Origin of the sequence: Paraburkholderia bryophila (genome assembly GCF_003269035.1) — a bacterium.
Taxonomy (GTDB): Bacteria; Pseudomonadota; Gammaproteobacteria; order Burkholderiales; family Burkholderiaceae; genus Paraburkholderia; species Paraburkholderia bryophila.
This window is the reverse complement of the sequence record NZ_QLTK01000005.1, coordinates 175,316-190,948: the sequence shown is the minus strand read 5'-3', so window position 1 is coordinate 190,948 and position 15,633 is coordinate 175,316. Positions and strand designations below refer to the sequence as shown.

Sequence of the window (15,633 nt, the reverse complement as noted above, 5' to 3'; positions counted from 1 at the left end):
CGCATGCTGCGCTGAAGCCGATACTAGTTAATCTTTATGGCTCGGTCAAACGATCTCGCGCTGATATATCGCAATGAAAACGTTTCTGCTTTAATTCCTTTCTGTCATGTTGCACGGCGTGCTGATTCACTGGCTCCCGGCAATTTTTCGCTGTCGTCTCGCGCAAACATCGTGGCGCTCTGGTTCGCGTAACGTCAAGCGTGATGCTACGTAACAAGCGAGCCAAAACGCGCGTTGTCGAAACTTGAAAGGCGCGTGGGGAGGTTTCATTTCGCGGGCGTGAAGCTTTACACAACGAGGCTCTCCGGTTGTCGTTCGTGTTTCATACCGCTGTTGCGATAGTGCCTGGCATAACCCGTGCATTCATTGGCGAGGTTCAATCCATTTCGTATCCGCCATGCACACGCTCGACTACATACAACCCTTCTCACACGCAACGACTTCGATCGCGCGTGTTGCGTGCGCCGCACAGAATGACGCGGACGAGGCTCGTGATCCGTCGTCGGGTCTCAGTGAACTCGAAAGCCGGGTTCGCGATGGACTGCGAGCGGGCGAGTTTCATCTCGTGTATCAAGGGGCTTATCGTGCGCCGGGTGTCGCGACAGCGGCGAGCGGCCGGCCGGCCCGTCTCGAAGCGCAGGTGCGCTGGACGCATCCCGATTACGGCTTGTTGCTCCCCGGCATCTTCATGATGCCGCTCGAACACCCGCAGCTCGCGCTGGAAATGGCGCGCTTCGTGGTGGACGGCGTATGCCGTGAATTGCGTGACTGTCTCGCCGCGCGCTTGCCGCTGCGGCCGGTTGCGATCACGGTGCCCGCACAAGTGGCGATACTCGGTTCGTTCGCGGAAGATCTCGTGCGTGTGGCTGCGTTATATGACGTGCCTGTGCATCTGCTCGATATCGAAGTGACGGATAGCGCCGAAGCGGCGAAACTCCTGTCGTTGCGGACGCTGACCGCCGGTCTGCGCGACGCGGGCGCCGGCATTTCGCTGGGCAAGTGGGGTAACGGCGCGTCGTCGCTGGCGCTGCTCGGTGCACTCGACGTCGACACCGTCACCCTTGCACGCGATTTGCTGGCCACGGTGCCGCGCGATTCACGTGCGAATCTGGTGATGACCGCGCTGATGGATCTGCTGCATGCACTCGATGTACAGGTGGTGGTGAACGGCGTCGATACCGAAGCGCAGTTGCAGTGGTTGACGCGTTGGCCGCAAGCGCTGTTGCAAGGGTCGCTGTTCTCGCGACCGCAAGCGGTGTTGGCCGATGTGCTGACGCGACGGTTGTGATGCCGTGTGCCGGTCGATATCCGATAGTCGATAGTCGATAGCCGATAGCCGATAGCCGATAGCCGGTATAGCTATCGACCGCCGTTTGTTTTGCGCCGAGCCGCGTGCCGATATCTGATACCTAGTTGAACACGCGCGAGAGTCTCGCGAACAACCCATGCTTCGCGATCCATTCGGCGTAGGCCCGGTAGTCGGGATCGTTCATCAGGTGCCGCTCTTCGGTCTTCGCGCGCAGGAAATACAGCATGTTGACCGCCGCGAGCGCGAAACAATGCGTGAGCGCGACCCGCCAGCCCAGCGGTTCGATGAACGGCACGGCGACCATCCAGTACGACAGGTTCTTCGCAATGTAGGCGGGATGTTTCGTGAACCGGTAAGGCCCCGACGTGACGATGCCGCGATTGGTCAGGTTCGAGAACCTCAAGCCGAACGAGATCGTGGCGAGCGCGTAGCACGTCAGCAGCGCAATGATGACGGTGCCCCAGATCACGCGCAGTACCGGCACGGAAATGAGCCAGTTGTCCCAGAACATCGAACCTTCGTAATGGATGTACTGGTTCGAGATCAGCGACCAGAACGGCTGATAGCAGATCAACGCGACGAGCCAGCCGAGGGCGGTCGGCTCCGCGCTGCGCACGTGACTGTCGAGTATGCGCAGCGTGCAGAGGTAGCCCACCGTGCCGAACATCAGATCCATCGCGAACGACAGGTCGTACATGAAGCGGAACGTCGCGAGCGAGAAGGGTGCGTTCAGTGCGATCGTCAGCGACGCGTTGAGGTGATCTGCGTTGGTGGACAGGTAGACGATCATCAGCGGTAGAAAGAACGCTTTCACCATCCAGCCGGCCAGCATTTCGCGCACAGGGCGCCAGTTCGCCGGACGCTCGCCGCGAAACAGCAGACGCGCCCACAGCAGATACGCGTCGTCGGTTTCGCGCTGATGGCGGTCCATCCACGCGAAGTAGAACGGCGCCACGACGACAACGTACGGCGCGAGCGTGCGGATCAGCGACCAGAACGGGTTGTAGAACGCGCCGTGATACTCGGGCAGCAGCCAGTAGAGCATGCCGATGCCTGCGTAGACCGAGGTGAGCGCGGCGAGACGCGCCGTTACGCGCGCGAGACTCAGCGGGCGCACCGCGCGGCTCGTCAGGCCGGCGCTCGGGCGCAGGTAGACGCGCGCGACGAACAGTTCGTAGGTGGCGATGGTCGCGATGATCGCCAGACAGGCGACTGTGCTGCGGGCTGCGCCATCGAGCGCCGTGCTGTCGCGCAGGAACCAGAGCGTGAGCAGGCCGGCGGCGATGCCGAGCAGGCCGACGGAGAACGGTGTCGCGGTTCTCGGTCGGGCATCGTGGAGGTGCGTTACGGTATGGAAGGTTGAGTTCATGTCATCCTCGTAGTCATGACATTGGAGGTGGCCGGGTTGTTGGTTTTTTTGAGGCCCGGTCGCCGAGTTGAATTGCTGGTTTGAGAGCTTGTCAAGGGTGGTGCTTTGTAGTGCTGTTTCGAAGAGCTGCGTCGAGGTGTTGCCTTTAAGTACCGAGAAGTACTGCCTCGAAGCACTACCTCGACTACCGGATCGAATCGCTGATTCAAGTACTACGTCGAAGCTCGCCGCCGAAGCGCGGCGCCCGAAGTACTCTTTCGTGGCGCGGCGCTTCACACGGTCCTCTACTTGCCTGCCGTGACACCGCCGAGTAATCCGCCGACCAGATTCGTCACCGGTGCAAGCGGGTTCTTGTTTGACGAACTGCTGCTACCCGAACCGCTTGCGGTACCTCCTGTGAGGCCGCCGATCAGCCCCGTCACCGGATTGGCCGCGGCACCGCCTTGCGACGTGCTGACGCCGCCCGTCACGTTGACCGTCAACGAACCGACCAGGCTGACGACCGGGGTAAGCGGACCGCCCGCGCCGGTAGTGCCGCCGAGCGAGCCGACCTTGCCGAGCAGACCCGTGATCGGCGCCAACAGACCGCCGGCACCGCCCGCGCCGCCTGAACCGCCGACACCGCCCAGCGATCCCAGATTGCCGATCAACCCGGTCAACGGCGGAATCGAGATCGATCCGCCGCCCACACCGCCGATGCCGCCGAGCCCGCCGAGCGGCCCGAGCAGGCCCGTGATCGGTGCGAGCGGATTGGTGGTCGCGCCGGTGAACAGGCCGCCCGTACTCGTGACGGTTTTGCCCAACTGGCTCACCACGCCGCCGATGTCCTTGCCGACCTGATCGCCGGTGGCGCCCGATACTTTGATGCCGGCCGCGTCGAGTCCGTTGCCCAGCGTGCCAAGCAGGTTGTTGAGCGGTGAGCCGAGACCGGTGGTATTGCCGAGCGTCTGCGTCGTGTTTGAAACGGTCAGCGTGATCGGGTTGATCGCCGAACTGAGTTGCGTCTCCAGTTGCTGCACGGGCGCGCTGGAGAGCGCGGTGTTCAATCCCGAGCCGACGGACGTGACGCCCTTGCCCAGATCGCCGACGACGCCGCCGAGCGCGGACGTCACCGGCGAGAGCGGCGACAGCGGACCGCTGCCGAGACTCGACACCACGCCGCCGACGGCGGTCACCGCGGCGCCGGTGTTGGAGACCACGCCGGAGGTGGAGGTGAGCGTCGGGCCGACTGGATTGGCGGCGCTGCCTACGGTGCCGAGACCTGCGGCCGTGCCGTTGCCGAGCACCTTCACGCCGTTGCCGAGATCGGTGAGGGCGTTGCCGAGATTGGTGGTCGTTCCGCTGTCGACACCGGGGATCGACGTGCCGGTGACCTTGCTGCCGGTGTCGGCCACGGTCGTGCCCACAGCGGTGATCAGGTTGCCGCCTTGGGTAATGATGTTGCCGAGCGGGGTGGACGAAGTACCCGAAGTACCCGAGGTGCCCGAAGTGCCCGAAGTGCCCGAAGTGCCCGAAGTGCCCGAGGTGCCCGAGGTGCCCGAGGTGCCCGAGGTGCCCGAAGTACCCGAAGTACCCGAAGTACCCGAAGTACCCGAAGTACCCGAAGTACCCGAAGTACCCGAAGTACCCGAAGTACCTGAAGTGCCCGAAGTGCCCGAAGTGCCCGAAGTGCCCGAAGTGCCCGAAGTGCCCGAAGTGCCCGAAGTGCCCGAAGTGCCCGAAGTGCCCGAAGTGCCCGAGGTGCCGGAAGTGCCCGAGGTGCCGGAAGTACCCGAAGTACCCGAAGTACCCGAAGTACCCGAAGTACCCGAAGTACCCGAAGTACCCGAAGTACCCGAAGTGCCGGAAGTGCCGGAAGTGCCGGAAGTACCCGAAGTACCCGAAGTACCCGAAGTACCCGAGGTGCCCGAAGTACCCGAGGTGCCCGAAGTACCCGAGGTGCCCGAAGTACCGGAAGTACCCGAGGTGCCCGAAGTACCGGAAGTACCGGAAGTACCCGAGGTGCCGGAAGTGCCCGAAGTACCCGAGCTACCCCCCGAAGTCCCACCTCCGGATGTCCCCCCTCCAGAAGTCCCGCTCCCCGAAGTCCCCCCCAACCCACCGCCGCCTAGCCCGCTCGTACCGCCGGGGCTAATCGTCGATCCACAACCATAGAGGGCGAGTAACGTTGACGTCGCGACAGCGATGGCTGTCCGACCGGCGAATTTGCGCATGATGTCCCCGTTGAACGACTAATGGTGGAGTCATCATTGCAAGTTGCACGCCAATTGTGGCTTATGGCTCGATTCAACTAATTTGATAAAATATAAGCGCGAGTGCGACACAAAATTAGAATTTATGTCGATAAAAACGCAAATTTCATCCTGTTCCCGAGGTCATGTTCCGATGCGAGCTACGTAACGTCCCGAGCGCCCCGTAACGGCGTGAAACCATCAGAACGGCCCGAACGACCAGGCCACGACGCAATCGTGCCGCCGCCCGCCCCATCAAAAGTAAAGCGCCCGAAAACACCACTCAAAACGCAGCCGCATAAATCGCCAGTGCATCGGCCTCGCTAACCGGCCGGGGATTGTTCACCAGCAGCCGCGTCTGCAACATTGCGTCGCTCGCCATCCGTTCGAGCCCGCTGATCTCGATGCCGACGTCGCGCAGCCGAGCCGGAATCGCGGTCGCCGCGATCATCTGTTCGAGCCGTTGAATCAACGCCTGAGTCTTGCTCTCGTCACTGCCCGTCACGCCGGGCACGACGACGTCGGCGAGCTCCGCATACAACGGCGCAGCGGCCGCGGCATTGAAGCGCAGCACGTGCGGTAGTACGAGCGCATTCGAAAGACCATGCGGCACGTGATAAATGCCGCCGATCGGATACGCGAGCGCATGCACCGCGGCCACTGGCGAGTTGGCGAACGCCTGACCCGCGAAGGTCGCACCCAGCAGCATCGCCTCGCGTGCCTGACGGTTGTGGCCGTCTTCGCAGGCAGGTAGCAGGTTGCGCGACAGCAGATCCAGCGCTTTCACCGCGAGCAGGTCGGAGACAGGATTCTTCAGATGCGCGGACGTGTACGCCTCGATCGCATGCACCATCGCATCGACACCAGTTGCCGCCGTCGCCGCGACGGGCAGCCCGAGCGTGAGTTCCGCGTCGAGAATCGCCAGATCCGCGATCAGTTGCGGCGCGACTACGCCCATTTTCTTCGCCTCGCCGACCGTCACGATCGACACCGCGGTGACTTCGGAGCCGGTGCCCGCGGTCGTCGGCATCTGCACGAGCGGCAGGCGCGACGCGGTCACTTTATTGACGCCGTACATCTCGCTGAGCTCCTGCTGTCTTTGTGGCGCCAGCACGGCGATCAGCTTCGCGACGTCCATCGACGATCCGCCACCGAGCCCCAGCACGAGTTCGGCGCCCGCAATGCGCGCCCGCGACGTCGCTTCGAGCACGATATGTTCGGGCGGATCGGCGATCACGTCGTGGATCACGGTGGCGTTCCAGTCGTGGGCGGCGAGATCGGCCAGCGCCGGATCCAGCAGGCCGCTCGCGTGAAGAAACCCGTCCGTCACCACGCACACGCGCGCCAGCGAAGGGAATTGCGCGCGCAACAAAGCGCCGAGGCGGCGCGCCGCACCGTACTCGACGACCAGCGTCGGCACGGTCTGAAAGCGGAAGGCGTGGGTCATGCCGCGTCTCCCGGCACCATGTGGCTCGATACCTCGCGCCGGTCGAGCAGCGGAATGATGGTGCCGAAGCCAAGGCGTTGAAAGTGTTCGGTCTCGCGATGGACGGCGAGGCCATCGGCATCGCTGTATTGCTCGAGGATCACGAAGTGGTCCGGATTCAGCGGCGAGCGGAAAAATTCGTAGTAGAGATTCCTGGGCTCGGCGCGGGTGGCCGCGGCAAGCTCGGTCAGCGGCGCGATCAGCGCGTCGCCGTTGCCGGGTTTGGCGAAATAATGGGCGATCACCTGCAGATAAGCGTGGGGCATCGAACGACTCCAGCAAGTTGGTAAGTCAACGCGCGCCGACCGTGGCGCGAGCCTGGGCGCAGGCATCAGTTTTACCAGATTCAAGTCGCTTTGCTCGCGAGGCTCGACGAGGCATGGTCACCCTTCGCATCACGAGGAGCTCGACTAGTTCCCTGCGGCCAACTATCGCGCCCGGGAGTCCATTCCAAATGTATATTGAGAATCATTCGCGTTTGCGATAAATTGGCGCCCTTCCTTTTAGAAAGCGGAGCGAATGTATGGCTGAGGTGCTCGTCGGGCGGGAGTCTTCAACAGCGATACCTGTGTCGGCGCGAAGTGCCGGCGTCGTCTGTCCGCCGGGGGCGCAACGCACGCGCAGTCGTCACCGCCAGGTCGATTGGGAAAAGGGCGCCCTGCTCGACGTCCTGATGGACAACCGGCCGATGCTCGTCGATCTGGCGCTTGGTGTCGTGGGTTGCGCGAGCGTCGCCGAAGACGTGGTGCACGACGTCTTCATCAAGCTCGTCGAGTTCCGCGATCAGGGCGCCGTGCGTCAGCCGGTGGCTTACGTGACCCGCATGGTGCGCAATGCGTCGATCGACGCCTTGCGTCGCCAGAGTCTGGAAGACAGTTATCACGCCGACCAGAACGACGGTCTGCACGTAGCCTCGCCCGAGCCTTCGCCCGAAGCGACACTACTCGCGCGCGACACACTGCGGCACGTCTACAACGCGCTCGAACAATTGCCGCCGCGCAGCCGGGCGGCATTCGAAATGGTGCGCCTGCACGAGGAAACGCTGCAACACACGGCCCGCGCGCTCGACGTTTCGCAGACGCGGGTTCACGTCATGGTGCGCGACGCCGAGCAACATTGCGCCGACAGTCTCGAGGCATGCAATCGCGGCGTGACGGGTCACGCGTATTGCAGCGGGCGCGCGCGTCGTCGATAAAACCGCGCGTTAAGCCAACTTCCTCGACGCGCGTCCCGAGATCACAAAACTGAGCACGGCGAGTATCGCCACGCCGATGCCGCCATACAGCATCACCCAGCCGAAACCCTGCATCAACGCGTCATGCACGATGCCGCCGGCCGGGTCGATTTGCGCCAATCCCGGAATGCCGGTTCGGACCGCATCGACATTGCCCGCCGCGATTTTTTCGGCGACACGGCCGAGCGACGCCATATCGAGCACGGCGCCAGGCAGTCGCGTTTTCAATTCGAACAGAATGCCGCCCACCAGAATCGCGCCCATCAACGCAATGTTGATCGCGAGTGTGATCATGCGCGCGCTCATGTCGATGCCGGACGCCATGCCGGCACGCTCGGGCGGAACCGCGGCGGTCGTCGTATTGGTGACGGGCGTGTTGGTGAGGCCGAGGCCCGCGCCGGCCAGCACGCAGCCGGGCAACATGCTCCACACGTCCGGATGCGCGACGCTGCCGCCGAGCTTCATCAGCATGAATCCGACGGCGATGGTCAGCAGACCCGCCGGTATCGCAATGCCCGAACCGTAGCGCAACGCCAGGCGTTCGCCGAGCGGCGGAAACAGCAACGTGGGCAGCGTGTAGGCGAGTAACGCCAGACCGGCGCTCACGCTGTCGTAGCCGAGTCCGATCTGGAAGTAGATCGGCAGATAGATCATGAACGGCCAGAAGCTGAAATTCATGCCTGCCGAGCCCATCAGCGCGCCGGAAAACTGCGGGATGCGGAACACCGAAAAATCGAACATGGGCCGCGTGCTGAAGCGCTCCGCGCAAAAGAACGCCGCGAAGGCGAGCGCCGTCGCCACGAGAACGAAGATCGCGCGCGGACTCGCGAGCCCGAGTTCCGACACCTGCGTGATGAAGTACACGAGACCGAACACCGCGAGCGATAGCGTGACGATGCCGGCAACGTCGAGCGTATGCGCGTGCGGATCGCGCGATTCCTGCACGCCGCCGAACACCAGCATCAACGTGACGACGGCGAGCACCGCATGGACCCAGAAGACCCATTGCCAGCTCGACACCGCCACGATCATCCCGCCGATGATCGGCCCAAAGCCAAGCCCGATACCGAAGATGATCCCCCACGCGCTGAATGCGCGGGCGCGCTCGGGACCGTCGCTGAATTGATGCGACAGCACGGCCACCTGGCAGATCAGCATCGCACCGCCGCTCGCGCCTTGCAGCAGGCGCGCGGCGATCAGCGTCGGCACGCTTTCCGCGAGACCGCAGATCAGCGAGGTGACGCCAAACAAGGCGATACCGATGACGAAAATCCGTCGCCGTCCAAAGCGGTCCGCCAGCGTGCCGGTCGCCATCAGCACGGTCGTGACCGCAAGCGTGTAGGCATTCATGATCCACTGCATGCCTTTGAAGTCGCCATGCAGCATCCGTTCGAGCGTGGGCAGGATCACCGGCACGCTGGAGATTTCCAGGCCGAACATGAGCGAGGCGAGGCAGACCGCGCCGAGCGCCAAGGTGTTCTTGCGGATCGAAAAGAAGCCGAGGGATCGTAGCGCGGTGGGTTCGGCGGATTGGAGCGTTCGTGGGTCGGGCCGTGGCGGCGCGTTGGAATGCGTGGACATGAAATTTCACCTCGATAGTCGACGGGCGTGGCCGCCGTGGAATCGGTAATATAGGGGGAATTCATGTCCCGATTGACGCGTTTAAATCCTAGAAATGCGTCGTGTGAGGAACCAATAAGGTAAAGAAATGAGCGACATCCTCGATGGTGTGACGACGTTCGTGCGCGTCGTCGAAACGGGCAGTTTCGCGTTGGCGGCCGAACGCCTGGACCTCACGCGTTCGGCGGTCGGCAAGGTGATCGTGCGGCTCGAAAAACGGCTCGGCGTGCGGTTGATCAACCGGACCACGCGCAGTCAAAGCCTCACCGAAGACGGGCAGGCTTACTACGACCGCTGCGTGCGCGCGCTCGCCGAACTGGAGGCCGCCGAAGCCGATCTGGATTCGGGGCGGCGTGAGCCGAAAGGGCGTCTGCGGGTTAGCGTGCCGCAGTGTTTCGGCCATCACTGCGCAGCGCCGGTGCTGCTCGAACTTGCGCGCCGCCATCCGCAATTGAGGATCGATATTTCGATTAGCGATCGCTTCGTCGACGTGGTGGAGGAGGGTTTCGATCTGGTCGTGCGGGTTGGGCCCCTTGCCGACAGCGTGAGTCTCGCGGCCCGCAAGCTGGGCATGCAATACGCGAGCATCGGCGCGGCGCCGGCCTATCTGGCGCGGCACGGCACGCCGCGCAACGTGGACGAATTACGCGGCCACGCGGTGATCGCGTACTTGCGCGGCGGCATGCCGACGCCGTGGGACGTGGTCGACGTCGACGGGCAGGTGCGTCGTGCGCAGGTGCAGCCGCAATTGGGTTTCGACGACATGCAGGGGATCGTCGACGCAGCGGTCGCGGGTTTTGGGCTGGCGTGGTTGCCGAGCTGGTTGCTGGCGCGTCATGCCGGCAAGGGCGAACTGGTGACGGTGATGGAGAATTGTTTCCGCCCCGCGCAGGAGATTCACGCGGTATGGCCGAAGAGCCGGTATCTGGCGTTGAAGACGCGCTGCGCGATCGACGCGCTGGTGGCCGGCATTCCGGCGATGCTCGGGGCGCCCAAGGCTGGTTAGGCCAGACCGGCTCAGGCGTCCCGATTACACGTCGCGCTTTAGAACAGCAACGTCGCGCTAGCGACAGCGGTGCGCGTCGGCGAAGGCGACACGAACGAACCCCATGCAGTAGTCCAGTAGCGACGGTTGAGCAGGTTGTTGATGCCCGCGCGGAACGTCACGTCCTGGCCGGCGATTTTCGTCTCGTAGCGGCCGCTCAGATCGTAAGTGACGTACGACGGCACGAACTGCGAGTTGGCGGCGTCAACGGCTTCGTTGCCCACGTATTTGCCGCCGAACGCCAGCGTCAGCGGACGCAGATACGCCGGGTTGTACTCGATGCGGCCCGTTACGGTGAAGCGCGGCGCGCCATACACACGCTTGCCGTCGATCTTCGGATCGTCCACGTCCACGGCCTTCGTGTCGAGCCACATCACGCCGCCCATCACGCGCCATTCGTTCGTCAGCGCGAGCCAGCCGCTGGCGTCGACACCGGTGTAGCGTTTGGTGCCGTTCTGCACGAAGTAGTTGCTGGTGTTCGTGTAGTTGTAGCCCTGGTCGACGCGGAACAGCGCGACATTGGCACCCCATCTGGCGTGATCCGTCTTGAAGCCGAGTTCATACTGCTTGCTACGCATCGGGCCGTAGGTTGCCGGGTAGTTCAGATTCGTATTGCCGGCCGCGCCACCCTGTTCCAGCGATTCGACGTAGCTCGTGTACAGCGTCGAGTACGGGTCGGTCTTGAACATCAGCGCGAAGGTCGGTGCGACCGGACTCGCGCTGTATTGCGACGTGATGGCGGCGGTCGTGTCGTAGACGTTCTGGCGATACTGCGTGTAACGCACGCCGACCAGCGCCGACAGGCGCGACGTGAATTGCACCGTATCGCTCGCATAGACCGCGGCCTGCGTGGTGCGCTGCTGACGATACAGGTCCGAGCCGATGCTGACTTCGCTATTGGTCAGCAGGGTGGTGTTGTACAGATTGCCGGTGCCGAGCGCGTAGCCCATGTTCCAGCCGGTGCTGTTGCTGTACTCGCTGGTTTGCGTCTGGAAACCCGCGCCGACCACCACGTCGTGCTTGATGCTACCGGTGTTGAACTGGCCCTGCACCATCGCGTCGACGTTCTGATAGAAGTAGCGCGTCATCGCCGCATAGAGCGTGTTCGAGTAGTTGCCGGCCGTGTCGGTGACATACAGGAAACTGTCCGAATTGGTGCGGTTCTCCTTGGCGAAGCGGTACTTCAGGCTCGCGTGCCAGTTCTCCGACAGACGGTAATCGAGGCCCGTACCGAACGACGCCATCTCGGTCTGGTAGTAGTTCTGCGGCTGCGTCAAGCCGGCAATATCGATCTTGCTCGCGTCCGGAATGCCGCCCGCGCCGATCCCGAGGCCGAACAGCGTGCCGTTGGTTTTGCGCTTCTGGTAGAACGCGTCGGCGGTCCAGGTCAGGTCCGGCGTGATGCGGAAGTCCAGTGCCAGCGACGCCACCTGGCGGCGCACGTGGCCGTTCGGTTCGGCGGTGTTGCCGTCTTCGTTGACGAGGTTCAGGCGGTAGCCGAAACGGTTGTCGTTGCCGAAGCGGCCGCCCAGATCCACGGCCTCGGTGAACACGCCGGCCGATTTGTAGCCGACTGTGATGCTGCGGTACGGCGTGTCGGTCGGCCGCTTCAGCACGTAGTTGACGATGCCGCCCGGCGAGCCGAAGCCGTACATGAAGCCGGACAGACCCTTGAGCAGTTCGACCTGCTCGAACGGTTCCAGCGAGAGGTCGGTGTCCCACGAGGGAAACGACTGGCCGTCCACCTTGATGCCGTTCAGCGTGTCGATCGGCATGCCGCGCACGTTGAACATGGAGTTTTCGGCGAGCGCGTTGTCGCTGCTGATCGACACCGCCGGGTCGTACTTGAACAGGTCGTTGGCGGTGGTCGCGAACAGGTCCTGCGCTTCGTCGCTCGTCACGACGTGGGTCGAGAACGGCGTGTCCACCTGCTTGCGCGAACCCAGCGCGCCGGCGCTGACGGTGTCGGCCTGCGCCATGGTGGTGTCTTTCGATGCCGAAACCTTCACGGCCGGCAAGGTGGCGGCGGCGTCGCTGGCCGCGGCGGCTTGCGCCCATCCGCTCGATGACAGGGTGGAGAGCGTCAAGCCCACGCTAACCAGGAGTCCGACGCTAAGCAGCGACGGAGCGCGGCGCGGGCCGCGCACGAACGCCGGACGCCCGGCGATAGAAAGAGTCTGCATATTGTTCGAGTTGGACAGGCTGCCACCGCTGAGCACCGAAACGGTGCGTAACGGCATCTTGCGAGCGAGTGACGGTTAAACGACTGGTGAAAAAGTGAGTGCGCGAATGTTAATGCATCTGATTCGCATTAACAAATGTTTTTGAAAGGCGGCGAGTCATCTATAAGACATCTGTCTTAAGACCTAGGGCATTGGCCTCAAAGCCTTATCTGGCGGGGCTCGACCCCATCGAGTCGGGTTGCGCGACATGTTTGTTTAACAGCGAGTAGAGGAAAACACGCATATACTCACGGTCGGGCCGTAAAAAGTAGTGCCGTGCCAACGCGCGGCGTTTTTGCCGCTTCGTCGCAACCTCGCCGGCTCAGCGCTACCAAACGCTCTGTCTATCACTTCACCTAGCAAAGCCTCGAACATGTCCACACCGCCGAAGATCATCTACACCCTGACCGACGAAGCCCCCGCACTGGCGACCTACTCGCTGCTGCCGATCGTCAAGGCGTTCACGCGCTCGTCCGACGTGATCGTTGAAACGCGCGATATCTCGCTTGCCGGCCGGATCATTGCTGCCTTTCCGGACTACCTGAGCGCGGAACAGAAGGGTTCCGACGATCTGGCGGAACTGGGTGGACTCACCACGCGTCCGGAAGCGAACATCATCAAGCTGCCGAACATCAGCGCGTCGGTGCCGCAACTGAAGGCCGCGATCACCGAACTGCGCGATCAGGGTTTCAAACTGCCGGCTTACCCCGACGTCGCCACGACCGACGCTGAAAAAGACGTCAAGGCACGCTACGACAAGATCAAGGGCAGCGCCGTGAACCCGGTGCTGCGCGAAGGCAATTCGGACCGCCGCGCGCCGCTGTCGGTCAAGAACTACGCTCGCAAGCATCCGCACAAGATGGGCGCGTGGACCTCGGACTCGAAGTCGCACGTCGCGCACATGAGCGGCGGCGATTTCTACGGCAGCGAAAAATCGGCGCTGATCGCAGCGGCCGGCGCCGTGAAGATCGAACTGACGGCCGCAGACGGCACGAAGACGGTCCTGAAAGAAAAGACCACCGTGCAGGCGGGCGAGATTATCGACGCTTCGGTGTTGAGCAAGAACGCGCTGCGCAGCTTCATCGAAGCGGAAATCGCCGACGCGAAGGCCAAGGGCGTGCTGTTCTCGGTGCACCTGAAAGCCACCATGATGAAGGTGTCGGATCCGATCATCTTCGGTCAGGTGGTGTCGGTGTTCTACAACGACGTGCTGACCAAACACGCCGAGGCGCTGGCGCAAGCCGGCTTCAACCCGAACAACGGTATCGGCGACCTGTACGCGCGTCTGAAAGACCTGCCGGCGGCAACCGTCGAAGCAATCGAAGCCGACATGAAGGCGCAATACGAAGCGCGCCCGCAACTGGCCATGGTCAATTCGGACAAGGGCATCACCAGCCTGCACGTGCCGAGCGACGTGATCGTCGACGCGTCCATGCCGGCCATGATTCGCGAGTCGGGCAAGATGTGGGGCACCGACGGCAAGCTGCACGACGCCAAGGCCGTGATTCCCGACCGCTGCTATGCGGGCGTGTATCAGGCGGTGATCGAGGATTGCAAGAAGCACGGCGCGTTCGATCCGGTCACCATGGGGACGGTGCCGAACGTCGGCCTGATGGCGCAAGCTGCTGAAGAATACGGCTCACACGACAAGACGTTCCAGATCCCGGCGAACGGCGTGGTCCGCGTGACCGACGCAGCCGGCTCGGTGCTGATCGAACAACCGGTGGAAGCCGGCGACATCTGGCGTATGTGCCAGACCAAAGACGCGCCGGTGCAGGACTGGGTCAAGCTGGCGGTCAACCGCGCCCGCGCGACCGGTACGCCGGCCATCTTCTGGCTGGACGCGGCGCGTGCGCACGACGCCCAGATCATCAGGAAGGTCGAGCAATACCTGAAGAACCACGACACCACGGGTCTGGACATTCGCGTCATGACGCCGGTCGAGGCAACGCAGTTCTCGCTGGACCGCATCCGCGCCGGCAAGGACACGATCTCGGTCACTGGCAACGTGCTGCGCGACTACCTGACCGACCTGTTCCCGATCATGGAACTGGGCACCAGCGCGAAGATGTTGTCGATCGTCCCGCTGATGGAAGGCGGCGGTCTGTTCGAAACGGGCGCGGGCGGTTCGGCGCCGAAGCACGTTCAGCAACTGGTCGAAGAAGGCTTCCTGCGTTGGGACTCGCTGGGTGAATTCCTGGCGTTGGCGGCTTCGCTCGAACATCTGGCCAATGCGTATCACAACCCGAAGGCGCAAGTGCTGGCCAAGACGCTGGATCAGGCAACCGGCAAGTTCCTCGACAACGACAAGTCGCCGGCGCGCAAGGTAGGCGGTATCGACAACCGCGGCAGCCACTTCTACCTGGCCATGTACTGGGCGGAAGCGCTCGCGGCGCAAACCGAAGACGCGGCGTTGCAGGCGCAGTTCGCCGGCGTGGCGCAGGCCATGGCCGACAACGAAGCGAAGATCATCGAAGAACTGGCCGCGGCGCAAGGCAAGGCAGTGGAAATCGGCGGTTACTACCGTCCGAACGTCGAACTGACGAGCAAGGCCATGCGCCCGAGCGCCACGCTGAACAAGATCGTGGACGCGGTGGCATAAAGCAGTCGGTGCGCTAGCCAGGGCAGCGGCAAAACCTGCGCAAACCGCACGGAAGCAAGCAGCAAGCACGACGATGGCGCTCTCGAGCGCCATCGTCGTTTTTACTTCCACGTGAGCAGCCGTCATACCGGCCCTCACACGTGAACGATTTCCCAATCGCTGAGCTTCTCTGGAATTTCGAGCGACGAGGTGTCGTCGCCTTCGGATAGATGCGGGCAGATCAGACCGCGCGCGAGGTCGTCGGCCGCCTGTTGCGGGCTGTTGAATTCACCGAGCGTCTCGTTGCCGTACGTTGCTTCCCAACCATCCTGTCCCGGCAAAATGTAGAACGCTCCCTGGGTCGAGCCAAAGCGAAAGCCTTTCATTTTTAGTCTCCCAATTGCCATTTAAAAACCGCTGTGCCGGTGCGGTTTCGTGCGCGAGGCGGGGGACCTTCCAATTGCCCGATCGTCCCGTCCAACTTGCCACGACTGCATGAAGCGCCGGCTCTTGTAAAAGAGTCTACGTCAGCGGAT

At 63.0% G+C, this 15,633-nt stretch carries 12 protein-coding genes; 5 read left to right on the top strand and 7 right to left on the bottom strand.

Going from position 1 to position 15,633, the window contains the following annotated elements; genetic code table 11:
* Window positions 1–397 precede the first annotated feature (397 nt).
* Complete coding sequence (locus tag BX591_RS11215) at window positions 398–1,288, top strand: EAL domain-containing protein (protein ID WP_111931202.1); 891 nt, start codon at window positions 398–400, stop codon at window positions 1,286–1,288.
* A 121-nt stretch (window positions 1,289–1,409) separates the two neighbouring features.
* Here the strand turns inward: BX591_RS11215 and BX591_RS11210 are convergent, their stop codons facing one another.
* Both BX591_RS11210 and BX591_RS37320 read right to left on the bottom strand, forming a co-directional pair.
* A complete protein-coding gene (locus BX591_RS11210; RefSeq protein WP_111931200.1) occupies window positions 1,410–2,678 on the bottom strand; it encodes an isoprenylcysteine carboxylmethyltransferase family protein in 1,269 nt (422 codons plus the stop codon).
* Between the two features lie 284 nt (window positions 2,679–2,962).
* Window positions 2,963–4,084, bottom strand: a complete 1,122-nt coding sequence (locus BX591_RS37320) for a collagen-like triple helix repeat-containing protein (RefSeq protein ID WP_420849365.1) — start codon at window positions 4,082–4,084, stop codon at window positions 2,963–2,965.
* On the opposite strand from BX591_RS37320, the gene BX591_RS37315 reads away from it, so the two are divergent.
* The gene (locus BX591_RS37315) at window positions 3,996–4,832 is read left to right on the top strand and encodes a hypothetical protein (protein WP_420849364.1); all 837 of its coding nucleotides are present in this window, start codon (window positions 3,996–3,998) and stop codon (window positions 4,830–4,832) included. The two genes, BX591_RS37320 and BX591_RS37315, sit on opposite strands and share 89 nt — an antisense overlap.
* A gap of 360 nt (window positions 4,833–5,192) precedes the next feature.
* Here the strand turns inward: BX591_RS37315 and BX591_RS11200 are convergent, their stop codons facing one another.
* Together BX591_RS11200 and BX591_RS11195 are read right to left on the bottom strand one after the other, a co-directional pair.
* On the bottom strand, window positions 5,193–6,356 hold the full coding sequence (locus BX591_RS11200; protein ID WP_111931196.1) for an iron-containing alcohol dehydrogenase: 1,164 nt from the start codon (window positions 6,354–6,356) through the stop codon (window positions 5,193–5,195).
* Window positions 6,353–6,661 carry a putative quinol monooxygenase gene (locus BX591_RS11195; RefSeq protein WP_111931194.1) on the bottom strand — a complete coding sequence of 103 codons (309 nt, stop codon included), beginning with the start codon at window positions 6,659–6,661 and terminating at the stop codon, window positions 6,353–6,355. Before BX591_RS11195 ends, BX591_RS11200 begins: the two co-directional genes overlap by 4 nt.
* Before the next feature lie 257 nt (window positions 6,662–6,918).
* Between BX591_RS11195 and BX591_RS11190 the strand changes: the two genes are divergently transcribed.
* On the top strand, window positions 6,919–7,590 hold the full coding sequence (locus BX591_RS11190; RefSeq protein WP_111931192.1) for an RNA polymerase factor sigma-70: 672 nt from the start codon (window positions 6,919–6,921) through the stop codon (window positions 7,588–7,590).
* 9 nt (window positions 7,591–7,599) lie between these two features.
* Here the strand turns inward: BX591_RS11190 and BX591_RS11185 are convergent, their stop codons facing one another.
* Complete coding sequence (locus BX591_RS11185; RefSeq protein WP_111931190.1) at window positions 7,600–9,210, bottom strand: MFS transporter; 1,611 nt, start codon at window positions 9,208–9,210, stop codon at window positions 7,600–7,602.
* A 127-nt stretch (window positions 9,211–9,337) separates the two neighbouring features.
* Between BX591_RS11185 and BX591_RS11180 the strand changes: the two genes are divergently transcribed.
* Window positions 9,338–10,255, top strand: a complete 918-nt coding sequence (locus tag BX591_RS11180) for a LysR family transcriptional regulator (protein ID WP_111931188.1) — start codon at window positions 9,338–9,340, stop codon at window positions 10,253–10,255.
* A 38-nt stretch (window positions 10,256–10,293) separates the two neighbouring features.
* Here BX591_RS11180 and BX591_RS11175 read toward each other — a convergent pair whose 3' ends face one another.
* The gene (locus tag BX591_RS11175; protein WP_111931533.1) at window positions 10,294–12,477 is read right to left on the bottom strand and encodes a TonB-dependent siderophore receptor; all 2,184 of its coding nucleotides are present in this window, start codon (window positions 12,475–12,477) and stop codon (window positions 10,294–10,296) included.
* A 412-nt stretch (window positions 12,478–12,889) separates the two neighbouring features.
* Between BX591_RS11175 and BX591_RS11170 the strand changes: the two genes are divergently transcribed.
* Window positions 12,890–15,118, top strand: a complete 2,229-nt coding sequence (locus tag BX591_RS11170; RefSeq protein ID WP_111931186.1) for an NADP-dependent isocitrate dehydrogenase — start codon at window positions 12,890–12,892, stop codon at window positions 15,116–15,118.
* Window positions 15,119–15,252: 134 nt separating this feature from the next.
* Here BX591_RS11170 and BX591_RS11165 read toward each other — a convergent pair whose 3' ends face one another.
* The gene (locus BX591_RS11165; protein ID WP_105505692.1) at window positions 15,253–15,483 is read right to left on the bottom strand and encodes a hypothetical protein; all 231 of its coding nucleotides are present in this window, start codon (window positions 15,481–15,483) and stop codon (window positions 15,253–15,255) included.
* Window positions 15,484–15,633 lie beyond the last annotated feature (150 nt).

Coding starts and splice junctions, on each gene's coding strand:
- BX591_RS11215 (WP_111931202.1), top strand. CDS start 398: ATGCACACGCTCGACTACATACAACCCTTCTCACACGCAACGACTTCG.
- BX591_RS11210 (WP_111931200.1), bottom strand. CDS start 2,678: ATGAACTCAACCTTCCATACCGTAACGCACCTCCACGATGCCCGACCG.
- BX591_RS11200 (WP_111931196.1), bottom strand. CDS start 6,356: ATGACCCACGCCTTCCGCTTTCAGACCGTGCCGACGCTGGTCGTCGAG.
- BX591_RS11195 (WP_111931194.1), bottom strand. CDS start 6,661: ATGCCCCACGCTTATCTGCAGGTGATCGCCCATTATTTCGCCAAACCC.
- BX591_RS11190 (WP_111931192.1), top strand. CDS start 6,919: ATGGCTGAGGTGCTCGTCGGGCGGGAGTCTTCAACAGCGATACCTGTG.
- BX591_RS11185 (WP_111931190.1), bottom strand. CDS start 9,210: ATGTCCACGCATTCCAACGCGCCGCCACGGCCCGACCCACGAACGCTC.
- BX591_RS11180 (WP_111931188.1), top strand. CDS start 9,338: ATGAGCGACATCCTCGATGGTGTGACGACGTTCGTGCGCGTCGTCGAA.
- BX591_RS11175 (WP_111931533.1), bottom strand. CDS start 12,477: ATGCAGACTCTTTCTATCGCCGGGCGTCCGGCGTTCGTGCGCGGCCCG.
- BX591_RS11170 (WP_111931186.1), top strand. CDS start 12,890: ATGTCCACACCGCCGAAGATCATCTACACCCTGACCGACGAAGCCCCC.
- BX591_RS11165 (WP_105505692.1), bottom strand. CDS start 15,483: ATGAAAGGCTTTCGCTTTGGCTCGACCCAGGGAGCGTTCTACATTTTG.